Source organism: Pseudomonas sp. HOU2 (assembly GCF_040729435.1).
In the GTDB taxonomy this organism is placed as follows: Bacteria; Pseudomonadota; Gammaproteobacteria; order Pseudomonadales; family Pseudomonadaceae; genus Aquipseudomonas.
The window spans coordinates 5,919,263-5,938,991 of the sequence record NZ_CP160398.1; the positions used below are offsets into that span (position 1 = coordinate 5,919,263).

Genomic DNA, 19,729 nt, shown 5'->3' on the forward strand with positions numbered 1-19,729 from the left:
AGGATTAGGGATACGCTTGTCGAGCATGCAAAAGGTTGAGAATCTCGATCCGGTCGGTCACCCGATAAACCACGACGTAGTTGGGATGGACAACGATTTCCCGGGTGCCGGCGACCTTGCCGAAGCGATAAAGATAGGGGTGAAGTGGGAGGGTCGAGGTAGCCGCTTCGATGGCGGCGTTCAGTTGACTGGCCGCAACGACGTTACGATCAGCGATGTAGTTCAGGGTTTGCCAGAGTTGAGTGCGAGCTTCAGGTCGCCAGTCAACCCGCACTGTTTTTGTTGAGTTTCGATTCGATGAGGGCGCGCATTTCGGCCATCACCTGCTCGTGGGGGATGTTGGGCCGCGGATCATCCATCGAGGCCTGTACCTGTGCCCGGAACCAGCGATCGTAGCTGGCAGCCTGCTCTGGGGTTTCGAAGTCTGAAACGATAAGTGAAAGTTCGGCGCTCATAGTGACCTCCATGATCAATGTGAAGCAGTCTAAGGGGGATGTGGCTCGCTGTCGTCACTGGCAAGACGAATTGCGAAGTATCCCGAAGCACTGGCGGGAAAGATGTCAGACGTTTCCGTGGCCCCTAAGGGAAAATCGACGGAAGTTGTCATCGGATTCGCCAGCAACACCGTTCCCTGTAGGAGCTGCCGCAGGCTGCGATCTTTTGATCTGGCTTTTAAAAACAAAAGTCAAAAGATCGCAGCCTGCGGCAGCTCCTACAGGTCGAGGTCAGAAGGCGTAGGGGATGCTGACCTTGGCCCAGAGCATCTCGCCTTCGGGGCGGTTCTCCACGTCAAATTCCTTGGCCCAGCGAATCTCCGCGCTGGCGTATTTGAGGAAGGTCAGGTGCAGCGCCGGGCCAATCGCGAAGACCTTGCCGCGCACGCCGTCATCCACATCCTGCCCGGCGAATTGCACGGTGTGGCCGTACTGTTTGTCGTCGGTGGTCTGCTTGAGGTAATAGCCGTTGATACCGAACATCACGTCGTCGGTGATCTTGTAGCTGGCCGAATAATCGAAGTGGAAGATCTGCCCGGACTTGTAGTCGGTGTCCTTGTTCTTCTCGTTGAAGCTGTAAGTGGTCTTCATTGACACTTCGGTCTTGTCGGTGGGTAGCCAGGTGAAGGAGAACAGCGGTTTGTAGGTGTAGAAATTGTTGCTGGTGTTGGCCAGCCGATCGACGCTGTATTCGCCAGTGGGCACGGTGACTTCCAGCGCAGCGCCGAGGGTCAGGTTCCTGCCCATGTCCCACAGGATGATCGGCGCGATGGTGGTGTCGCCCATGCCTTCGCGGGTATCGCTGAGGCCGTACACCGAGACTTCCTGCTTCAGCCAGGGCTGGGCGATGTAGCCGGCCAGACGTCCGCCGAACACCCGCACCGGGCTCAGGTAATCGATGCGCGGAATGACCGCCGTGGATTCGATCTCGACATTCGGCACCTTGCCGCCCAACGAGCTGATGTTGAGCTTGGTCGACTTGTAATGGTTGTAGTAGAGGTTGAACGCGACCATGTTCTGCGGAAGGCTGTCGACCTCCAGCGGCAGCATGAAGAACCCGTCGGTGCCGGGGCCGATGTTGTCGACGCCGGCTTCGGTGGCCAGGGCCGGCAGGGACGCGGTGCATCCGAGCAAAGTCAGTGCCAGACGCAAGGGGAAAGTGGCGCGGTTCGGGCTCATGGCTGTCCTCATTATTATTGTGGTGGGACGTGGGCGCCGGTACGCAGAACGTCCGGCACCCTAGAAATAAGCGCTTGGCGCCCGCCGGGGCAGGGTATTGGCGGACAGTTAGGGGGACTTCTGCGGACAGTCGGCCAACCCTGTGCTAACTTCCTTCGACATAACCGGTTACAAAAATAACAATCAAGCGTGATCCGGAATGTCAGCCCCCATGAACGTAAAAGTCCAAGACCCCACTTTCGAATTGGCGCTGGTCTCGCCGTTCCTTCTGCAAACCCTCGCCGAAGTCGTGCAGAACAAAGGCATCGACCCCGAAAGCCTGTGTCGTGGCCTGGGTTTCACCCTCGAAGATCTGCAGGATCCGGCGCAGCGGATCTCCTACCGCCAGGCCGTGGCGATGATTCAGCGCGCGCTCAAAGTGCTGCCCAATCAGGGGCTGGGGTTGTGGGTCGGGGCGCAGAATGTGCTGGGGACGCTGGGGCTGCTCGGCCATGTGTTGTCGCTGTGCAAGACCTTGCGCGATGCCTTTGCCCTCGGCATCCGCCACCAGCACACCTCCGGCGGGATCGTGGTGTCCAGTGTCGATGTGGTCGGCGATCAGGTGCAGTTGAACGCCGAGTGCCGCTTGCCGTTCGCCGATGTGCAGGTGTTCGCCGTCGAAGAATTTTTCGCCAGCCTGCTGGTGTATGGCCGGGCCTTGGCGGGCCACGAATTCAAGGCGATTGCCGTGGAGTTCGTGCACGCCGCGCCGGATTACCTGAGCGAATACCACCGCCTGCTCGGGCCGGACGTACGCTTCGGCTGCCTGCACAATCGCATGTTGATCGATGCCCGGTGGCTGGATGTCAATCTGCCCAACCATCATTCTCTGGCGCTGCGTCAGGCGGTGGCCTTGCTGGAGCTGGAAGCGGCGCAGGTACACCAGAAACTCGATCTGATTCAGGCGGTGGAACGGGCAATTGCCCGAGACTTGAGCCGGGGCAGCCATATCGAGAAGATCGCCGGCGACCTGAACATGAGCAGTCGCACCTTGCGTCGCCGTTTGACCGAGCACGCGCTGACCTTCGAGGCGCTGCTGGAGCAGGTGCGTCAGGCGCGGACCATGAGTTTGCTGGCCAACCCGGACATGCCGATCGAGCGGATTACCGAAGAGGTCGGCTACAGCGATGTGCGCAGTTTCCGCCGGGCGTTCAAGCGCTGGACCGGGATGAGCCCGAGTGCGTGGCGCACCGAGAGCACTGCTGCCATTTAGAAGATCAAAAGATCGCAGCCTTCGGCAGCTCCTACACCGATCCCTGTAGGAGCTGCCGAAGGCTGCGATCTTTTGATCTTGCTTCACCCCACAAACCCTCCGGCCACAGGTAAACTCCCGCGCACTTTCCCAAGGAGTTCACATGAGTTACTACCAGCCGGGCATTCTCGCCACCCCCGTTCCTGCGCAAGCACGTCACCTGTTTTTCGCCCTTGCGTCGGTTGAAGCACTGCCGCAGGCGATCGACAACCTGATGAATCTGGTGGACGGCAAGTCGGCGGTGATCGGTTTCGGTGAATCCCTGACCAAAGCCCTGAACGTGCAGATCGACGGTCTGCGCAGCTTCCCGGCGATGACCGGCGTCGGCGTGGAAAACCCGTCGACCCAGCACGCGCTGTGGGTCTGGCTGCACGGTGTCGATCGTGGCGAACTGCTCAATCGCTGCAACGCCTTCGAAGCCGCGCTGGCCCCGGCGCTGCGCCTGGTAGACATGCAGGAAGCCTTCCGCCACAAGGACGGCCATGACCTGACCGGCTACGAAGACGGCACTGAAAACCCGCACGATGACGCCGCGATCGCCGCCGCGTTGCTGGGCGAGGGCGCTGATGGTCTGGTCGGTGGCAGCTTTGCCGCGATCCAGCAGTGGCAGCACGATCTCAAGGGTTTCCATAAGCTGTCCGCCGAAGACAAGGACAACATCATGGGCCGTCGCTTGAGCGACAACGAAGAGATTGACGACGCGCCAGTCTCCGCCCACGTCAAACGTACCGCCCAGGAAAGCTTCGCCCCCGAAGCGTTCGTCGTGCGGCGTTCGATGCCGTGGATCGACGGTGATCGCGCCGGTCTGATGTTCCTCGCTTTCGGTGTTTCGCTGGACGCCTTCGAAGCCCAATTGCGGCGCATGAGCGGTCTGGAAGACGGCATCACTGATGGTCTGTATCGCATCAGCCGGCCGATCACCGGCGGCTACTACTGGTGCCCGCCCATCCAGGACGGCCACCTCGATCTGCGCGCGTTGCGCATCGGCTGAGTTTCTCGAACAAAGGGAGTTGAACATGGACGTGGTGCGTTGGGGCATGATCGGTTGCGGCAGTGTCGCCGAGCGCAAGAGCGGGCCGGCCTTCTACAAGGCGCCCGGTTCGGCGCTGGTGGCGGTGATGGGCCGGCGCCTTGAAGCGGTGAGCGATTACGCTGCGCGCCACGGTATTGCCCGGGTCTACACCGATGTCAATGCGCTGATCAACGACCCCGAGGTGGACGCGGTGTACATCGCCACGCCACCCGACAGCCACCACGCCTACAGCCTGAAAGTCGCCGCCGCCGGCAAGCATTGCTGCGTCGAGAAACCAATGGCGCTCAATGCCGGGCAAAGCCGCGAGATGCAGCAGGCGTTTGCTGATGCCGGTCTGCACCTGTTCGTTTCCTACTACCGCCGTTCGTTGCCGCGCTTTGCTCAGGTGCGGCAATGGCTGGCGCAGGACCGCATCGGTGAGGTGCGGCATCTGAGCTGGACGCTGACCAAGGCTCCGTCGGCGGCGGATCTGCACGGCAGCGCCAACTGGCGCACCGACCCGAGCGTGGCCGGTGGCGGCTACTTTGCCGATCTGGCCAGCCACGGTTTCGACCTGTTCCAGTACCTGCTCGGCGACATCGTCGAAGTCGCCGGTTTCACCGCGCGGCAGGCCGGGTTGTATGCGGCGGAAGATGCGGTCAGCGCCAGTTGGCGGTTCGCCTCTGGAGCGCTGGGCATGGGTTGCTGGAGCTTTGTCGCGGATCGGCGTGAGGACCGGGTGGAGATTATCGGCAGTCAGGGGCACATCGCGTTCTCCGTGTTTGACGAGCATCCGGTTCAGCTGTTCGCCGATGAGCAGATCAGCCTGGAAATCGCGCATCACGAGCACATTCAGTGGCATCACGTGCTGGGCATGAACGCGCATATTCGTGGCGATTCGCAGCATCCGGCCGTCGCCGAACAAGCCCTCAAGACCGATTGGGTGATGGACCAGATCCTGAAACGCCATTGATTTACGTCTTAAAACCAACCCTGTGGCGAGGGAGCTTGCTCCCGCTGGGTCGCGCAGCGGCCCTAAATACTGGCAACGAGGTATTCCAGGTAAATCACCTCAGCCGGGTTTACGACTGCTGCGCAGCCGAGCGGGAGCAAGCTCCCTCGCCACAGGAGACGGGAGCCCTCAGGAACTGCTCCAGCTCTAAGGTTATGCCCAAACAATATTTCTCAAGCTTGTCATAACGTCTCTAAGATCACGTCATAACTCGTTATAACAAGTGATCCCTGATGACCGATAACGTCCTGTCCCTCAGTAGCGTCCCCTTGCACACCCAGCTGCGCGACGTCCTGCGCGCACGCATTCTTGACGGCGAATACCCGCAAGACAGCCAGATGCCGTCCGAAAGCGAACTCGGCACGCTGTTCAAAGTCAGCCGCATCACCGTGCGCCAGGCGCTGGGCGATCTGCAGAAGGAAGGGTTGATCTTCAAGATCCACGGCAAGGGCACCTTTGTCGCCAAACCGAAAACCTTTCAAAACGTCAGCAGCCTGCAAGGCCTCGCCGAGTCCATGACCGGGCGCGGCTACGAGGTGATCAACCGTCTGCGCAGTTTCAAATTCATCCCTGCCGACAAACGAGTCGCCGAGCGCCTGCAAGTCGCCGAAGGCGAGACCGTGGCGCAGATCAAACGCGTGCGACTGATCAACCGCGAGCCGATCTCGCTGGAAATCACCTACCTGCCCAAAGCCATCGGCGAGCGGCTGGAGAAGGCCGATCTGGTGACTCGCGACATCTTCCTGATTCTGGAAAATGACTGCGGCATCGCCCTCGGCCACGCCGATCTGGCCATCGACGCGGTACTGGCCGACAGCGACCTGACCCAGGCACTGAATGTCGAGGCCGGCTCGCCGATCATGCGCATCGAACGTCTGACCCACGACGCCAACGGCCAGCCGCTGGACTTCGAACACCTTTACTACCGTGGCGATGCGTTCCAGTACCGCCTGCGGATCGACCGGCAAAAAGGGGAGCAGGCATGACGCGCAACACCTTGGAACAGGAATATGACATCGTCGTGATCGGCGGCGGCACCGCCGGGCCGATGGCGGCGATCAAGGCCAAAGAAAAGAACCGCGACTTGCGCGTATTGTTGGTGGACAAGGCCAACGTCAAGCGCAGCGGCGCGATCAGCATGGGCATGGACGGCCTGAACAACGCGATCATCCCCGGCCACTCGACGCCGGAGCAGTACACCAAGGAAATCACCATTGCCAACGACGGCATCGTCAATCAGGCCGCGGTGTATGCCTATGCCACCCACAGCTTCGAGACCATCGAGCAACTGGATCGCTGGGGCGTGAAGTTCGAGAAGGACGAGACCGGCGATTACGCGGTGAAAAAAGTCCACCACATGGGCGCCTACGTGCTGCCGATGCCGGAAGGTCACGACATCAAAAAGGTCCTTTACCGCCAGTTGAAACGCGCACGGGTGAACATCACCAATCGCCTCGTTTGCACCCGCTTGCTCACCGACGAGGAGGGCGCGGTCAACGGCGTGATGGGTTTCGATTGCCGAACCGCCGATTTCCATGTGATCAAGGCCAAAGCGGTGATCCTCGCCTGCGGCGCGGCCGGTCGCCTCGGTCTGCCGTCCTCCGGTTACCTGATGGGCACCTACGAAAACCCGACCAATGCCGGCGACGGCTACGCCATGGCCTACCACGCCGGGGCCGAACTCGCGAACCTCGAATGCTTCCAGATCAACCCGTTGATCAAGGATTACAACGGCCCGGCCTGCGCCTACGTTACCGGCCCGCTGGGCGGCTACACCGCCAACAACAAGGGCGAACGCTTCATCGAGTGCGATTACTGGAGCGGGCAGATGATGTGGGAGTTCCACCAGGAACTGGAAAGCGGCAACGGCCCGGTGTTCCTCAAGCTCGATCACCTGGCCGAGGAAACCATCCAGAACATCGAAGAGATCCTGCACAGCAACGAGCGCCCGAGTCGTGGTCAGTTCCACGCCAATCGCGGCACTGATTACCGCACGCAAATGGTCGAGATGCACATCTCGGAGATCGGTTTTTGCAGCGGCCATTCGGCGTCCGGGGTGTGGGTCAACGAGCGGGCCGAGACCTCGGTAAAAGGTTTGTATTCGGCGGGTGACATGGCCGCTGTGCCGCACAACTACATGCTCGGCGCGTTCACTTACGGCTGGTTCGCGGGCCAGAACGCGGCGGATTTTGTCGCCGGGCGTGAGTTCTCGACGCTGGATGCCGCGCAGATTGAGAAAGAGCAAGCGCGGGTCTATGCGCCGCTGGATCGTGAACACGGTCTGCCGCCGGCGCAGGTCGAGTACAAGCTGCGGCGCTTCGTCAACGACTACCTGCAACCGCCGAAAGTGACCAAGAAAATGCAGATCGGCTTGCAGCGCTTCAGCGACATCGAGCGCGACCTCGAGCAGATGAAAGCCAACAACGCCCACGAACTGATGCGCGCCATGGAAACCAGCGTGATCCGCGACTGCGCGGAAATGGCCGCGCGCGCCTCGCTGTTTCGCGCTGAAAGCCGCTGGGGCCTGTACCACTATCGCGTCGACCACCCGCGACGCAACGACAGTGAGTGGTTCTGCCACTGCCACCTGAAGAAGGGCGAAGACGGCCGGATGACCAGTTTCAAGAAACCCGTCGAGCCGTACATCATCCCGCTCGATGCCGAAGAAATGCAGGCCTATGACCGTTTGCGGGTCGGCGCATTTGCCGCTTGATACACCACAAAAAAGAGAGTCCGAACCATGGCCTATCAAGCCCAGGAAATCTTCTTCCGCTCCAACGCCCCGGTCACCGTGGACGAGAACAAATGCATCGCTGAAAAGGGCTGCACCGTGTGCGTCGATGTCTGCCCGATGGACCTGCTGGCGATCAACCCGACCACCCAAAAGGCCTACATGGCGTTCGATGAATGCTGGTACTGCATGCCGTGCGAGAAGGATTGCCCGACTGGCGCCGTAAAGGTCGACATCCCCTATCTCCTGCGGTGACTGGACTCACGCCATCGCTGGCAAGCCAGCTCCCACATGGATTTGTAGTGAGAGATGGATTTCGCGAACACCCGAGAAACTTGTGGGAGCTGGCTTGCCAGCGATGAGGCCCGCATGGACAACACAAAAGCCATCCGGCATACCCCGGACGCTGGATTCACCAAGCACCCCTCGTTTCCCACCGCGCCCTGATCGCGGCGGAGACGAACATCCAATAAATGATTCGAGGGGAAACACACCATGTTGCGTGCAGCACTCGCCGGTCTGGTACTGGCTTCATTGACCCTGTCGGCCTCGGCCGAAACCATCCGCATCGCCATCGGCACCCAGGACACCACCATCAACTGCGCCGCTGGCGGGCTGTTGATTCGTGAACTCGGTCTGCTCGACAAATACCTGCCACACGACGGCGCTTACAAAGACGCCAAGTACGACGTGCAGTGGAAGAACTTCACCAGTGGTGCGCCGCTGACCAACGAGATGGTCGCCGGCAAACTCGATTTCGGCGCCATGGCCGATTTCCCCGGCGCGTTCAACGGGGTGGCGTTCGAAACTGCCGGCAAGCACAGCCTGTTCATCAGCGTGTTGTCGGGCAGCATCAAGGGCAGTGGCAATGGCATCGTGGTGCCGAGCGCGTCCGGGGTGCAGGCGCTGAGTGAACTCAAGGGCAAGACTATCTCGGTACCATTCGCCTCGACCGCCCACGGCATGTTGCTGCGCGCGGTGGCGGAGCAGGGGTGGGACCCGCTCAAGGACGTGAACATCATCGCCCAGCCGCCGGAAGTCGCCGGTTCCGCGCTGCAGGCCGGCAAGATCGACGCCCACGCCGATTTCGTGCCGTTCGCCGAGCTGTTCCCCAGCCGTGGTTTCGCCCGCAAAATCTACGACGGCGCCCAGGCCAATGCGCCGACCTTCCATGGTGCGCTGGTGGATCAGGCCTACGCGAAACAGTACCCGGAAATCGTCGTCGCCTACCTGCGCGCAAGCATCGAGGCCAACCAGTTGTTGGCCGCCGAGCCTGAGAAGTACAGCGAGCTGATCGCCAAGGTCACCGGCGTCGATGCCGAGGTCAACTACCTGTTCCACGGCCCGCTCGGCGTGCAGACCCGCGACCTAAGCTGGAAGCCGGAATACCGTCAGGCCGTGGGCACGGCGATCGACACCCTGAAGCTGCTGAAGAAGGCCGATCGCGGCCTCGACCTCAACACCTTCATCGACGATCAGTACATCCGCGCCGCTTTCAAGGCGTCGAACCTGGACTACAGCGCGCAGCTCGGCAACTACGCGCAAACGCCGTTGAAAGCCGTGGATGCGGCGACCGGCAAAGCGATCACTGACTTCAGCCACGTCGCCGAAATTTGGGTGCGCGGTGAAGACAAGGTGCGCCAGTACGCCTCGGCGGAATCGGCGTTCACCGCGCTCGCCGCACTGAAGCAGGAAGGCAAAAACATCCGCGCGGTGTATGCCCAGGCCAGTGACAGCGGGATCAAATTGCTCGCCGATCAAGCGTGGTTCGCCAGCGACGCCAAGGGCCGCTTGAGTGCGTTCCTGCTCAAAGGCCAGGCGCAGCAGTTTGCGGCGGCGCAGGGCGGTAAGGTCTTCGACTTTACCGATGCCACAACCCAGGCCGTGGCTGCCCGCTAACCCGGAGAACACCACGCCCCTCTGTAGGAGCTGCCGAAGGCTGCGATCTTTTGACGTTGATTTTTAAAAACAAGATCAAAAGATCGCAGCCTTCGGCAGCTCCTACAGGGGATCTCGATTGAGAGGAAGAATTGTGTACCGATCCTATTTACGCTGGGTTCCAAGGGCCGCCTCCCTGCTGCTCTGCCTGCTGTTCTGGCAGCTCGCCGCCAGCCACCACTGGAACCTCGGCCTGGTCACCTTCGCCAACGTGCCAACCCCATTGGCGGTGATCGAAGCGGCGTTGGGTCTGGGCGATTCCGGCAAGCTGCTGCAGCACCTGAGCGCCAGCCTCAGCCGCGTGTTCGCCGGCTACCTCGCGGCATTGATCATCGGTATCGCCCTGGGCCTGGCCATTGGTCGTTCGAAATGGGCCGAAGACCTGTTGCTGCCACCGCTGGAAGTGCTGCGGCCGATTCCGGCGGTGGCGTGGATTCCGTTGGCGATCCTGATGTTCCCGTCGTCGGAGCTGTCGATGGTCTTCATCACCTTCACCGGTGCGCTGTTCCCGATCCTGCTCAACACCGTGCACGGCGTCGAAGGCGTTGATCCACGGCTGATCGCCTCGGCAAAAAGCCTCGGGGCAGGGCGCCGGGCGATTCTGCTGGAAGTGATCTTGCCCGGCGCCGCGCCGAGCATCATCACGGGGCTCGCTATCGGCATGGGCACCTCGTGGTTCTGCCTGGTGACGGCGGAAATGATCTCCGGCCAGTTCGGCATCGGTTACTACACCTGGGAGTCCTACACCATTCAGAACTACGCCGACATCGTCGTTGGCATGCTGCTGATCGGTGTGCTGGGCATGGGCAGCAGCCTGTTGATCAAGCGTCTGGGCGGGCTGTTCACACCTTGGCACCGGCCACGAGGAAAAGCCTGATGAGCGCGATGCAAACCCCGGAAGGACGGATCGATATTCGCCAGTTGTCGATCGTGCTCGGCGAGGGCCAATACGCTTTCGAAGCGGTGCACGGTCTGGATTGCCAGATCGAACCGGGCCAGTTCGTGTGCATTCTCGGCCCGTCCGGGTGCGGCAAGTCTACCTTGCTCGGCGCACTCGCCGGACACTTGAACGCCCATACCGGCAGCCTCAAAGTCGATGGCGGCGAGGTCAGCGGGCCGTCGCCGCAACGCGGCATGGTGTTCCAGCATCACACGCTGTTCCCGTGGCGCACGGTGCGCGACAACGTCGCCTTCGGCCTGAAGATGCGCGGAATCGGTAAAACCGAGCGCCAGCGTGAGGCCGATGAAATGCTCAAACTGGTGGGCCTCGACGGCTTCGCCGAGCGCTGGCCCGACCAGCTTTCCGGCGGCATGCAGCAACGGGTGGAAATCGCCCGGGTGCTGGTCAACCGTCCACGGTTGCTGCTGATGGACGAGCCGTTCGGCGCGCTGGATGCCTTGACCCGCTTGAACATGCAGGAACTGCTGCTGGACATCTGGACGCGGATTCGCACCACCGTGGTGTTCGTCACTCACGACATCGACGAGGCGCTGTTCCTCGCCGACCGCTTGCTGGTGATGAGCGCACGCCCTGGGCGAATCATCGAAGACCTGCGGCTGGACTTCCCGCGTCCGCGCACCAGTGAACTGGTGACCAGCGCCGAATTCTCCCGCCTCAAGCGCCATTGCCTCGACCTGCTGCGCCACGACAACCCCCGACCGCTGCCGCGCCTCAACCCGCTCGGCCTGCCTCCCGAAAACCCTTTGCCGCGATTTGCCCTATGACCTCATTTTTTGCTGTGACCGATAACGATGACATCCTCGCCCTGCAACCGCGTCTGACCGCTGACGATGCCGGTGTGCGGCGCATTGCGCTGATTGATCTGGCGGATCTGGAAGAACCGGATGGCCTGCTGTGGCTGGTTGATCGCCTGGGGCAGGATCCCGCCGAAGAAGTCCGCGCCGAAGCGGCGCGGCTGCTGGAAGCGTGGGAAGACGAACCGGTGGTGGCTGCGCTGTGCCAGGCGCTGACCGATCCGTCTGCGGCAGTGCAGGCCGCCGCCGCGCAAAGTCTGAGCCTGCTCAAGAGTGAGGCGGCAGGCCGGGTGATTCTGCCGTGGACCGGCCATGCGCAAGTCAGTGTGCGAATCGCCGCGTTCCGTGCCTTGCGCGAATTGCGTTTCGCCGCTGCGGCACCTGCTGCAGTCGCGGCTCTTGATGATGCCGACGCCAACGTGCGCCGCGAAGCTGTCGGTGTGCTCGGCTGGCTCAAGCAGCTCGACGCACTGCCGGCTCTGGCGCGTCTGGCCAGCGCCGACCCGGACACCGAAGTGCGCCGCGCCGCCACCGGCGCCCTCGGTCTGGCGTCCAGCGCCGAGGTGCTGCCAGCCTTGCGTCAAGCGCTGCAGGACGATGCCTGGCAAGTGCGCGAAGAAGCGGCGACAACCCTGGGCAAGGTTGGTCACGGCGACGCCGGCCCGGCATTGATCGCAGCGCTTGGCGATGACTATTGGCAAGTGCGCCTGCGCGCCACCCGCAGCCTCGGGCGTTTGCGCTACGCTGCGGCGCTCGACGCCCTGATCGAAACGCTTGGCCACCGCATCAGCAACCTGCGCAAGGAAGCCGCGCTGGCCCTCGGTGAGTTGCATGATCGCGGTGCAGTGGCGGCGTTGCAGGCGGCGCAGGATGACGGTGATCCGGAAGTGCGTAAAGCCGTGCGGATTGCCTTGAGTCAGCTGCAATGAGTCCGCTGTCGGTGGGCAACTCGCAACGCGAACGGACACTGCGCCTGAGCTGGCCGGACGGCCGTGAATCGCAGCTCAACCACGCCGAACTGCGCCGCCAGTGCCCGTGCTCGCAGTGCCGCGCGTTTCGCCTGAAGGGCCTGACGCCACAGGTCGATGAGCGCGTCCGGCTGATCGAGATCAACCCGCAGGGCTATGGCGTGCAACTGGTGTTCAGCGACGGCCATCAGCGCGGGATTTACCCGTGGGATTATCTGGCCCAGCTCAGTTCTTGAGAACACTGCTTTCCCTGTGGGAGCTGGCTTGCCAGCGATGAGGCCGGCACATCAGGCATCTATGTGACTGACACACCGCCATCGCTGGCAAGCCAGCTCCCACAGGGATTTTAGGGGTTTCGGAATTTGGGTTACTGCGCAGCCGTCATGGCTGGCCGGCAACCATGAAACACATCCAGCCCCGGCTGATACAGCGCGGTCTTCACCTCGAACAACCCCAGTACCGAATGGAACAGGTTGTCATGGCTCAGGTCCGGCTGACCGGTCTTGCCTTGCAGGCAATCGCGATCAATCCCCAGTTGCGCCAAGGTGTTGTTGCCAAACCACATCACCATCGGCACGTGGGTCTGCGCTTCCGGCGCCAACGCATACGGCGCGGCGTGCAGGTACAGGCCGTTTTCGCCCAGCGATTCGCCGTGGTCGGAAACGTACAGCATCGAGGTATCCAGCGTGTCCTGATTACGCTTGAGCAACTCGATGACCTTGGCGAGGAAGTGGTCGGTGTAGAGGATGGTGTTGTCGTACACGTTGACCAGTTCATCACGGCTGCAACTGCCCAACTGGTTGGTGTGGCAGATCGGGGTGAAGCGCTCCATGCTTTTCGGGTAGCGCTCGTAGTATTCCGGGCCGTGGCTGCCGTCGGCGTGCAGGACAATGATCGCGTGGCCCTTGAGGCTGTCGATGTAGCTCTGCAGGTCGGCCAGCAGCGCCTCATCGAGGCAGTTGTTGCCGTCGCAGAACGGCCCCGGCTGGTTCTTCGCGATGTCGCGGTGCGGCACGCGCAGGCAGGTGCCTTTGCAGTCGCTGTTGTTGTCCAGCCACAGCACCTGCACGCCGGCGCGCTGCAGGATATCGAGCAGGCCTTCGTAGGTTTTGCCTTTCTTGTCGCTGTAATCCTCACGCGGGAACATCGAGAACATGCACGGCACCGACACCGCCGTGGACGTGCCGCAGGAATGCACCTGAGTGAAGTTGAGGATGTCCAGTTTGCTCAGCTCGGGATTGGTCTCGCGCGCATAGCCGTTCAGCGAGAAATGATCGGCGCGGGCGGTTTCGCCGACCACGAACACCATCAGCGACTTCTTCTCGCGGCTGGCCGCTTTGGCGCTCATCACCGCGTCTTCACCGATGGCCTGCACCACAAAGTGCTTTTTGATGCCCAGACGCTGCTTGGTGTACTTGCTGATGGCGTAGATGTAATTGGTCGGGTTGATGAAGTGGGTGAGCTTGTCTTCTTCACGGAAGATCGGCGCGTAGGTCGAATAGAACGCGCCCACCGAGGCAGCGATCACCAGCACGCAAGCGGCAATCACCAGCACCTTGTTGAGCAGGCCGCGAAAAAACGGTCGATAACGCACCGGCCAGCGCCAGATCAACGCCGCCGGCAGCACGCCGAGCAGCAACACGTAGGCCAGCAGCTTGCCGTTGAACAGCGCCGCAGCCTCGGCCGGGTTGGTTTCGAACACGTTCTGAATCATCACCGTATCGATGGTGATCCCGTATTCGTTCATGAAATACGCCGCGCAGGCCGAGAGCAGGGCGACTACGCTCAGCGCCGGTTTCAGCGTCCAGCGAAACGAAACGAGGGTCAGCAACAGCGTGATCGCCGCCCACAGGAACAGCCCGAACGAGGCGAAAAACGCCAGTTTGTGCGCGCCCTGCAGGGTGATCAGATTACCCAGCGCCTTCCAGGTCGCCAGGTTGTACAGCGCCACCAGTGCCAGGGAAAACAGCAGCACCAGACGGGTTGAAGTGATGGACGGTAAACGCAGTCCTTTGCCCAAAGCCATTACCAACATTCCTCCAGCAGAATAGAAAACACACGCGGTTACGCGCGTAACTGTAGAAGAACAATAGTAAAAATTCCGTAAACATCCTGTAACAAATACCCCATCCCCTGTAGGAGCTGCCGCAGGCTGCGATCTTTTGATTTTGTTTTTTACGATCAAGATCAAAAGATCGCAGCCTGCGGCAGCTCCTACACAAGGCGAATGTCAGAACGATTTACTGACGCTCGCGACCACCGTTGCGGTGCAAACATCCTTGAATCCCCAGTTGCTCAGGCATTGGCTCTGCGACAGATCGGTATCGATATAACTCAGGCCCAACAGCACCCCGGCCACGTTGTGGGTCAGCTTGACCTCCCATTCACGGTAACTGTTCTCGCCATGCCCGGACGCCGAGTACAGGTTCGGATCCTTGAAGTCCATGTTGCCGTAACGCAGCTTCAGACCGGAATCGAACGGCAACTCGGTTTCATAACCGACATAGGTGTAGAGCGAACTCTGCTTGCTGTCGATCCCCGGCGCATCGCTGGAGTAATACGCCGCCAGCTTCACCCCGTAGACACCGAGAATCCCGTAGACCTCGCTCTGGTTGAACTGGCTTTCCTTGGGGTAGGCGTACTTGATGTAGCCCAGATCGAGGCTGACATCCTCGGTGGCTTGCCACAGCCAGCCGGCGTAGTAATCGACTTCCTGCCGGGTTTTCAGGCCATCGCCGAAATCGACGTTGGAACTCCAGGCACCCACGTACAGGCCGCTGCTATGGGCCAGGGTCAGACCGGCCTGCACGGCCGGGTCATTTTGGGTTTGCGAGATGCCGCGGGTGCGGTAGTCGCTGGCCAGGGTCAGGTCCACCAGCACGGCGAAATCGTCGTTCAAGGGAATTGCGTCGCTGCTCAGGGGCAGCAGGCTCAAGGAACTCAGGGCGAGCAAGGGCAAGGCTTTCATGGAGAAGTCCCGATGTTGTGATTGTTTTAGGGGCTGGACGCAAAACCTGTAGGAGCTGCCGAAGGCTGCGATCTTTTGATCTTGGTTTTTTAAAATCAAAGTCAAAAGATCGTCCGAACGCGGCCCGAGCCTTCGGCAGCTCCTACAGGGGGAACGAGTTGTTATTGGGTGGCGGTGTAGACCTGTCGTCCGCCAAACCAGGTTTGCAGAACCTGGGTGTCATGCAGGGCTTTTTCGTCGACGCTGAACACGTCGCGGTCGACCACGATGAAATCGGCCTGTTTGCCCGGCGTCAGCGAACCGATCTGCTGATCCAGGCCGATTGTCCGCGCCGCGTTGGCGGTATAGGCGTAAAACATGGTTTCGCGATCCAGACGCTCGTCGGCATTCAGCACCCCCAGAGGCCCGACGCGGGTGATAGCCTGGGCCATGGCGTTGAACGGGTTGGGTGACGACACCGGCCAGTCGCTGGCACCGGCAATCGTCGCGCCCTGTTTCAGCAGCGAGTGCGCCGGGTATTGATAACGGAAGGCGAGGGCGCTGACGTAGGGCTTGATCATGTCGGTGGTGTAGTCATCGGCACTGGCCCACAACAGTTGCATCGAGGCGATCACGTTCAGCGGCTTGAAGCGGGCGAACTCTTTCGGGTTGACCATCTGCAGGTGGGTGATCGAGTGTGTGATGCCGCTCTGCCGATCCTTGCGCGCGCGCTCGATACCATTCAGCGATTCACGCACCGCACGGTCGCCGATGGCGTGGATGTGTACCAACCAGCCGCGCTGGTCGATGGCGCTCACCAGTTCGCCGAAATGCTGCGGGTCGATCAGCAGCTCGCCCTGTTTGTGCGAGTTGCGGTACGGATCGATCATCGCCGCGCTCTGCGCCGGGTACTCGATCACGCCGTCGGCGAAGATCTTAATTCCGGGCAGGCTCAGGTTGGGGATGCCCTGAAACTGCTGGCGCACTTTATCCAGCGTTTCGAGGTCGGCGGGCAGGCTTTTCGGGTTGGCCACCAGCAGCGCCGCGACGTGCACGCTCATGTCGCCACTGGCCGACAGCGCTTTGTAGGCCGGCAGCACGCCGACGGTTTTCTCGGTGGGTTTGAGCGCGAACACGGCCTCGCCCGGCGCGGCGTTGGCGGCCGGATCCATCCACGCGGTGATGCCGAGGCTGTTGTTGAAACGCACGGCGGATTTGGCGGCGTTGAGCATATCGGCTGGGCTCGGCACCGGCATTTTCGCGGCGACCCGATCCCAACCGGCGTCGACCACAAAGCCATTGGGCTCGCCGCTTGGCAGTTTGCCGATGGTGTCTTTTTCCGCGTTGGGCAGGTTCTTGAGCAACGCCGCGTCGATACCGGCGCGCTTGAGCATCACGTTGTTGGCCCACGCGGTGTGGTGATCGCTGCCGATGAACACCACCGGCACGTCGGCCCATTCGCCCTGATTGAAAGTCTTGCCCAGCGCCTCGGCCTGCGCCCAGTACGCCGAACTCATGCCGGCAATGCTCAGCACGTCGCCATGTCTGGCCTTGCCGTCATCACGCCAGGCGCGCAGACGCTTTTGCAATTCATCGAGGACGACGACTTCGTCTTCCATGTTGGCCGAGACCATTTCCAGGCCGCCGAAAATCGCGTGGGAATGGCTGTCGATCAAACCCGGCATCAGCGTCTTGCCGCCGAGGTCGATGACCTGCGTACCGGGTTCGATCAGCGCCTTGATCTGCGCATCGGTGCCGACTTTCAGCACCTTGCCGTTTTCCACGGCCAGCGCCTGCACTTTGGGTTGCGAGCGATCGGCGGTAAAAATCTTGCCGTTGACCAGTACCAGATCGGTGACGGCCATGGCTTCCATCGAGGCAAAACTTATAGCGCTCACCAGCAGGATCGGGATGAATCTTTTCATTGAAGATTTCCTTGTTATTGCGTCTGATGGCCAGATTAGTGGCTGACACTGGCCGACAGAACGCCTTCCTCACGAAAAACGTTTTTGCCTGAATGGAAAAAGCATGGACAAGCTGGGTGCACTGAAAATGTTCGTGGTCACCGCGCAACTCGGCAGTTTCAGCCGCGCGGCGGAGCAACTGGGCAAGACCCCGTCGGCCCTGACCAAAGCGGTCAATCATCTGGAATCGGAACTTGGCGCACGGTTGTTCGAGCGCAGTACACGGCGGATCCTGTTGACCGAAATCGGCCGGGTCTATCTGGAAACCGCACGGCTGGTGTTGCAGCGGCTGGAGGAGGCCGGCGAAGAGATCGAGCAGTTGCAGCACGGTCTGCGCGGCAGCCTGAAAATCACCGCACCGCTGGCGTACGGGCGGGCGTTTCTCGATCAGGTGTGTGACGGCTTCTTGCAGCAATACCCGCAGATCAGCCTGCAAGTGGACCTGTGCGATGCGTTCGTCAATCTGCTGGAAAGCGGCTACGACCTGGCCTTGCGCGAGGGCCATGACGACTTGCCGGGGCTGATTGCGCGGGTGGTCGGCAGCAATCGCCTGGCCTTGTGCGGCAGCCCGGAGTATCTGGCGCGCAAGGGTTTTCCGGTCACCCCGCAAACCCTCGAACAGCATGAATGGCTGCTGTATCAGCACCCGTTGCTCAGCCGCGAGTTCTGGTGGGCCGAGCGCGACGGCCAGCGCCTGAGCCTGGCGCAACCGACGGCGCCGCGTTTGCGCAGCGACAATTACGACCTGCTGCTGGCCAGCGCATTGGCCGGACGCGGCTTGCTGCACACACCGCTGTGGAGCGCTGCGCCGTACATTGCCGACGGGCGTCTGGTGCGGGTCATGGCTGACTACGAAATCGACCCCGACACCTTCGGCCCGCACATCCTCGCGGTGTACCCGAGCCATCGGCGGGCCACGGCCAAGGTCGTCGCATTCATCGATTACATCGCCGCCTTCCTCGCCGAACGCGGCCTCAACTGACACCCGTTCCCCTGTAGGAGCTGCCGCAGGCTGCGATCTTTTGATCTTGCTTTTTAAAATCAAAAGATCGCAGCCTGCGGCAGCTCCTACACGGATCCCGGTGCGTCTCTTTTGTAGGAGCTGACGAGTGAAACGAGGCTGCGATCTTTTGATTTTTGTGGAAGGTCGGCTTGGGCCGACTGGCGGTGCTTGTCAGTAAAATCCCACAGGAGTACAAATGTACTCCATGACGAACCTGACTCCCCGCCGTACCGCCATCCTGACCTTTATCCGCGAACGCATCGCCGAACACGGTCAGCCCCCAAGCCTCGCTGAAATCAGCGAGGCTTTTGGTTTTGCCTCGCGCAGCGTGGCGCGCAAGCATGTGCTGGCGCTCACCGAAGCCGGGTTTATCGAGGTCAACCCGCATCAGGCCCGGGGCATTCGCCTGCTCGGGCAAGCGCCGCGCCCCGAGCTGCTGGATATTCCCGTGCTCGGCCGGGTCGCCGCCGGTGCGCCGATTGGCGCCGATGCCGACATCCATAACCGCCTGATGCTCGACCCGGCGCTGTTCTCCCGCACCCCCGATTACATGCTGCGGGTGCAGGGCGACTCGATGATCGAGGATGGCATTCTCGACGGCGATCTGGTCGGTGTGCGGCGCAATCCCGAAGCACTCAACGGCCAGATCGTGGTAGCGCGGCTCGACGGTGAAGTGACGATCAAACGCTTCGAACGTGTCGGCACTACAGTGCGCCTGCTGCCGCGCAACCCGGCGTACCAGCCGATTGTCGTGCGTGATGATCAGGATCTGGCCATCGAAGGGGTGTTCTGCGGTCTGGTGAGGCAAGGCTGATGGGCGCCGTCGTTGCACTCGATACGCTGTTCAATGGCGGCCAGGTCTGGAAGGGCCGGCCTGCGCCGGCGGCGGCCAGCCCGCAACCCACCGGGCATGCCGCGCTCGATGCGGCGTTGCCCAGCGGCGGCTGGCCGGAAGCGGCGCTGAGCGAAATCCTTCTGGCCGGCCCCGGGGTCGGCGAGCTGCAACTGGTGTGGCCGACTCTGGCGCGGCTGTCGGCGGCGGGCGAGCGCATCGTGCTGGTGGCGCCTCCGTTCGTGCCGTACCCACAGGCGTGGGCGAACGCCGGGGTCGATCTGCGGCAGTTGTCGGTGATCCAAGCCAGCGAACGCGATGCCTTGTGGGCGACGGAACAATGCCTGCGTTCCGGCAGTTGCGGCGCGGTGCTGTGCTGGCCGCACAAGGCCGATGACCGCGCGCTGCGACGTTTGCAGGTGGCAGCGGAAACCGGCCAGACCCTGGCGTTTGCCTGGCGCCCGCTGAGCGAGGCGATCAACCCCTCGCCGGCGGCGCTACGCATTGCCATCGATGCCAGACCGGCGCAGTTGCGCGTGCTCAAATGCCGTGGCGGACTGGCGCGCACGGCGCCGATTGCGTTTGCCGTGGGGCACTGAGGTC

The 19,729-nt window shown here is 61.7% G+C and carries 20 protein-coding genes; 14 read left to right on the forward strand and 6 right to left on the reverse strand.

Going from position 1 to position 19,729, the window contains the following annotated elements:
- Positions 1-4: 4 nt before the first annotated feature.
- From ABV589_RS26650 to ABV589_RS26660, 3 genes are all read right to left on the reverse strand, one after another.
- Positions 5-274, reverse strand: coding sequence for a type II toxin-antitoxin system RelE/ParE family toxin (locus ABV589_RS26650; RefSeq protein ID WP_367084302.1), 270 nt, complete (start codon positions 272-274; stop codon positions 5-7).
- Positions 264-455 carry a hypothetical protein gene (locus ABV589_RS26655; RefSeq protein WP_003225628.1) on the reverse strand — a complete coding sequence of 64 codons (192 nt, stop codon included), beginning with the start codon at positions 453-455 and terminating at the stop codon, positions 264-266. Before ABV589_RS26655 ends, ABV589_RS26650 begins: the two co-directional genes overlap by 11 nt.
- Before the next feature lie 270 nt (positions 456-725).
- Positions 726-1,673 (reverse strand): transporter, encoded by a 948-nt coding sequence (locus tag ABV589_RS26660; protein WP_367084303.1) that lies wholly within the window; start codon positions 1,671-1,673, stop codon positions 726-728.
- A 211-nt stretch (positions 1,674-1,884) separates the two neighbouring features.
- Between ABV589_RS26660 and ABV589_RS26665 the strand changes: the two genes are divergently transcribed.
- The 11 genes from ABV589_RS26665 (at position 1,885) to ABV589_RS26715 (ending at position 12,616) form a co-directional block, all read left to right on the forward strand.
- Positions 1,885-2,925: an AraC family transcriptional regulator gene (locus ABV589_RS26665; protein ID WP_367084304.1), complete on the forward strand. Its 1,041-nt coding sequence runs from the start codon at positions 1,885-1,887 to the stop codon at positions 2,923-2,925.
- A gap of 142 nt (positions 2,926-3,067) precedes the next feature.
- Positions 3,068-3,955, forward strand: coding sequence for a Dyp-type peroxidase (locus tag ABV589_RS26670; protein WP_367084305.1), 888 nt, complete (start codon positions 3,068-3,070; stop codon positions 3,953-3,955).
- A gap of 25 nt (positions 3,956-3,980) precedes the next feature.
- Positions 3,981-4,949: a Gfo/Idh/MocA family oxidoreductase gene (locus ABV589_RS26675; RefSeq protein WP_367084306.1), complete on the forward strand. Its 969-nt coding sequence runs from the start codon at positions 3,981-3,983 to the stop codon at positions 4,947-4,949.
- 272 nt (positions 4,950-5,221) lie between these two features.
- Entirely contained in the window at positions 5,222-5,974 is a 753-nt protein-coding gene (locus ABV589_RS26680) for a GntR family transcriptional regulator (protein WP_258679592.1), read from the forward strand.
- On the forward strand, positions 5,971-7,701 hold the full coding sequence (locus tag ABV589_RS26685; RefSeq protein ID WP_367084307.1) for a fumarate reductase/succinate dehydrogenase flavoprotein subunit: 1,731 nt from the start codon (positions 5,971-5,973) through the stop codon (positions 7,699-7,701). The genes ABV589_RS26680 and ABV589_RS26685 overlap by 4 nt, the downstream gene beginning before the upstream one ends.
- A 27-nt stretch (positions 7,702-7,728) precedes the next feature.
- Positions 7,729-7,974: a ferredoxin family protein gene (locus ABV589_RS26690; RefSeq protein ID WP_367084308.1), complete on the forward strand. Its 246-nt coding sequence runs from the start codon at positions 7,729-7,731 to the stop codon at positions 7,972-7,974.
- 240 nt (positions 7,975-8,214) lie between these two features.
- Positions 8,215-9,618, forward strand: coding sequence for an ABC transporter substrate-binding protein (locus tag ABV589_RS26695; protein WP_367084309.1), 1,404 nt, complete (start codon positions 8,215-8,217; stop codon positions 9,616-9,618).
- Between the two features lie 133 nt (positions 9,619-9,751).
- The gene (locus tag ABV589_RS26700) at positions 9,752-10,534 is read left to right on the forward strand and encodes an ABC transporter permease (RefSeq protein WP_367084310.1); all 783 of its coding nucleotides are present in this window, start codon (positions 9,752-9,754) and stop codon (positions 10,532-10,534) included.
- Positions 10,534-11,382, forward strand: coding sequence for an ABC transporter ATP-binding protein (locus tag ABV589_RS26705; protein WP_367084311.1), 849 nt, complete (start codon positions 10,534-10,536; stop codon positions 11,380-11,382). The genes ABV589_RS26700 and ABV589_RS26705 overlap by 1 nt, the downstream gene beginning before the upstream one ends.
- Positions 11,379-12,341: a HEAT repeat domain-containing protein gene (locus tag ABV589_RS26710; protein WP_367084312.1), complete on the forward strand. Its 963-nt coding sequence runs from the start codon at positions 11,379-11,381 to the stop codon at positions 12,339-12,341. Before ABV589_RS26705 ends, ABV589_RS26710 begins: the two co-directional genes overlap by 4 nt.
- Complete coding sequence (locus tag ABV589_RS26715; RefSeq protein WP_367084313.1) at positions 12,338-12,616, forward strand: DUF971 domain-containing protein; 279 nt, start codon at positions 12,338-12,340, stop codon at positions 12,614-12,616. The genes ABV589_RS26710 and ABV589_RS26715 overlap by 4 nt, the downstream gene beginning before the upstream one ends.
- Before the next feature lie 131 nt (positions 12,617-12,747).
- Here ABV589_RS26715 and ABV589_RS26720 read toward each other — a convergent pair whose 3' ends face one another.
- The 3 genes from ABV589_RS26720 to ABV589_RS26730 form a co-directional block, all read right to left on the reverse strand.
- On the reverse strand, positions 12,748-14,406 hold the full coding sequence (locus tag ABV589_RS26720; RefSeq protein ID WP_367084314.1) for a phosphoethanolamine--lipid A transferase: 1,659 nt from the start codon (positions 14,404-14,406) through the stop codon (positions 12,748-12,750).
- A gap of 204 nt (positions 14,407-14,610) precedes the next feature.
- On the reverse strand, positions 14,611-15,348 hold the full coding sequence (locus ABV589_RS26725; RefSeq protein ID WP_367084315.1) for a TorF family putative porin: 738 nt from the start codon (positions 15,346-15,348) through the stop codon (positions 14,611-14,613).
- A gap of 161 nt (positions 15,349-15,509) precedes the next feature.
- Entirely contained in the window at positions 15,510-17,252 is a 1,743-nt protein-coding gene (locus ABV589_RS26730; protein ID WP_367084316.1) for an amidohydrolase, read from the reverse strand.
- Between the two features lie 103 nt (positions 17,253-17,355).
- Between ABV589_RS26730 and ABV589_RS26735 the strand changes: the two genes are divergently transcribed.
- The 3 genes from ABV589_RS26735 (at position 17,356) to imuA (ending at position 19,725) form a co-directional block, all read left to right on the forward strand.
- Positions 17,356-18,273 carry a LysR family transcriptional regulator gene (locus ABV589_RS26735; protein ID WP_367084317.1) on the forward strand — a complete coding sequence of 306 codons (918 nt, stop codon included), beginning with the start codon at positions 17,356-17,358 and terminating at the stop codon, positions 18,271-18,273.
- Positions 18,274-18,490: 217 nt separating this feature from the next.
- Positions 18,491-19,108 carry a transcriptional repressor LexA gene (lexA, locus tag ABV589_RS26740; protein ID WP_367084318.1) on the forward strand — a complete coding sequence of 206 codons (618 nt, stop codon included), beginning with the start codon at positions 18,491-18,493 and terminating at the stop codon, positions 19,106-19,108.
- Positions 19,108-19,725, forward strand: coding sequence for a translesion DNA synthesis-associated protein ImuA (imuA, locus tag ABV589_RS26745; RefSeq protein WP_367084319.1), 618 nt, complete (start codon positions 19,108-19,110; stop codon positions 19,723-19,725). The genes lexA and imuA overlap by 1 nt, the downstream gene beginning before the upstream one ends.
- Positions 19,726-19,729 lie beyond the last annotated feature (4 nt).

Excerpts from the sequence above, each read along its gene's own strand:
- ABV589_RS26655 (WP_003225628.1), bottom strand. The coding sequence starts at position 455 with ATGAGCGCCGAACTTTCACTTATCGTTTCAGACTTCGAAACCCCAGAG.
- ABV589_RS26660 (WP_367084303.1), bottom strand. The coding sequence starts at position 1,673 with ATGAGCCCGAACCGCGCCACTTTCCCCTTGCGTCTGGCACTGACTTTG.
- ABV589_RS26665 (WP_367084304.1), top strand. The coding sequence starts at position 1,885 with ATGAACGTAAAAGTCCAAGACCCCACTTTCGAATTGGCGCTGGTCTCG.
- ABV589_RS26670 (WP_367084305.1), top strand. The coding sequence starts at position 3,068 with ATGAGTTACTACCAGCCGGGCATTCTCGCCACCCCCGTTCCTGCGCAA.
- ABV589_RS26675 (WP_367084306.1), top strand. The coding sequence starts at position 3,981 with ATGGACGTGGTGCGTTGGGGCATGATCGGTTGCGGCAGTGTCGCCGAG.
- ABV589_RS26680 (WP_258679592.1), top strand. The coding sequence starts at position 5,222 with ATGACCGATAACGTCCTGTCCCTCAGTAGCGTCCCCTTGCACACCCAG.
- ABV589_RS26685 (WP_367084307.1), top strand. The coding sequence starts at position 5,971 with ATGACGCGCAACACCTTGGAACAGGAATATGACATCGTCGTGATCGGC.
- ABV589_RS26690 (WP_367084308.1), top strand. The coding sequence starts at position 7,729 with ATGGCCTATCAAGCCCAGGAAATCTTCTTCCGCTCCAACGCCCCGGTC.
- ABV589_RS26695 (WP_367084309.1), top strand. The coding sequence starts at position 8,215 with ATGTTGCGTGCAGCACTCGCCGGTCTGGTACTGGCTTCATTGACCCTG.
- ABV589_RS26705 (WP_367084311.1), top strand. The coding sequence starts at position 10,534 with ATGAGCGCGATGCAAACCCCGGAAGGACGGATCGATATTCGCCAGTTG.
- ABV589_RS26710 (WP_367084312.1), top strand. The coding sequence starts at position 11,379 with ATGACCTCATTTTTTGCTGTGACCGATAACGATGACATCCTCGCCCTG.
- ABV589_RS26715 (WP_367084313.1), top strand. The coding sequence starts at position 12,338 with ATGAGTCCGCTGTCGGTGGGCAACTCGCAACGCGAACGGACACTGCGC.
- ABV589_RS26720 (WP_367084314.1), bottom strand. The coding sequence starts at position 14,406 with ATGGCTTTGGGCAAAGGACTGCGTTTACCGTCCATCACTTCAACCCGT.
- ABV589_RS26725 (WP_367084315.1), bottom strand. The coding sequence starts at position 15,348 with ATGAAAGCCTTGCCCTTGCTCGCCCTGAGTTCCTTGAGCCTGCTGCCC.
- ABV589_RS26730 (WP_367084316.1), bottom strand. The coding sequence starts at position 17,252 with ATGAAAAGATTCATCCCGATCCTGCTGGTGAGCGCTATAAGTTTTGCC.
- ABV589_RS26735 (WP_367084317.1), top strand. The coding sequence starts at position 17,356 with ATGGACAAGCTGGGTGCACTGAAAATGTTCGTGGTCACCGCGCAACTC.
- lexA (WP_367084318.1), top strand. The coding sequence starts at position 18,491 with ATGTACTCCATGACGAACCTGACTCCCCGCCGTACCGCCATCCTGACC.
- imuA (WP_367084319.1), top strand. The coding sequence starts at position 19,108 with ATGGGCGCCGTCGTTGCACTCGATACGCTGTTCAATGGCGGCCAGGTC.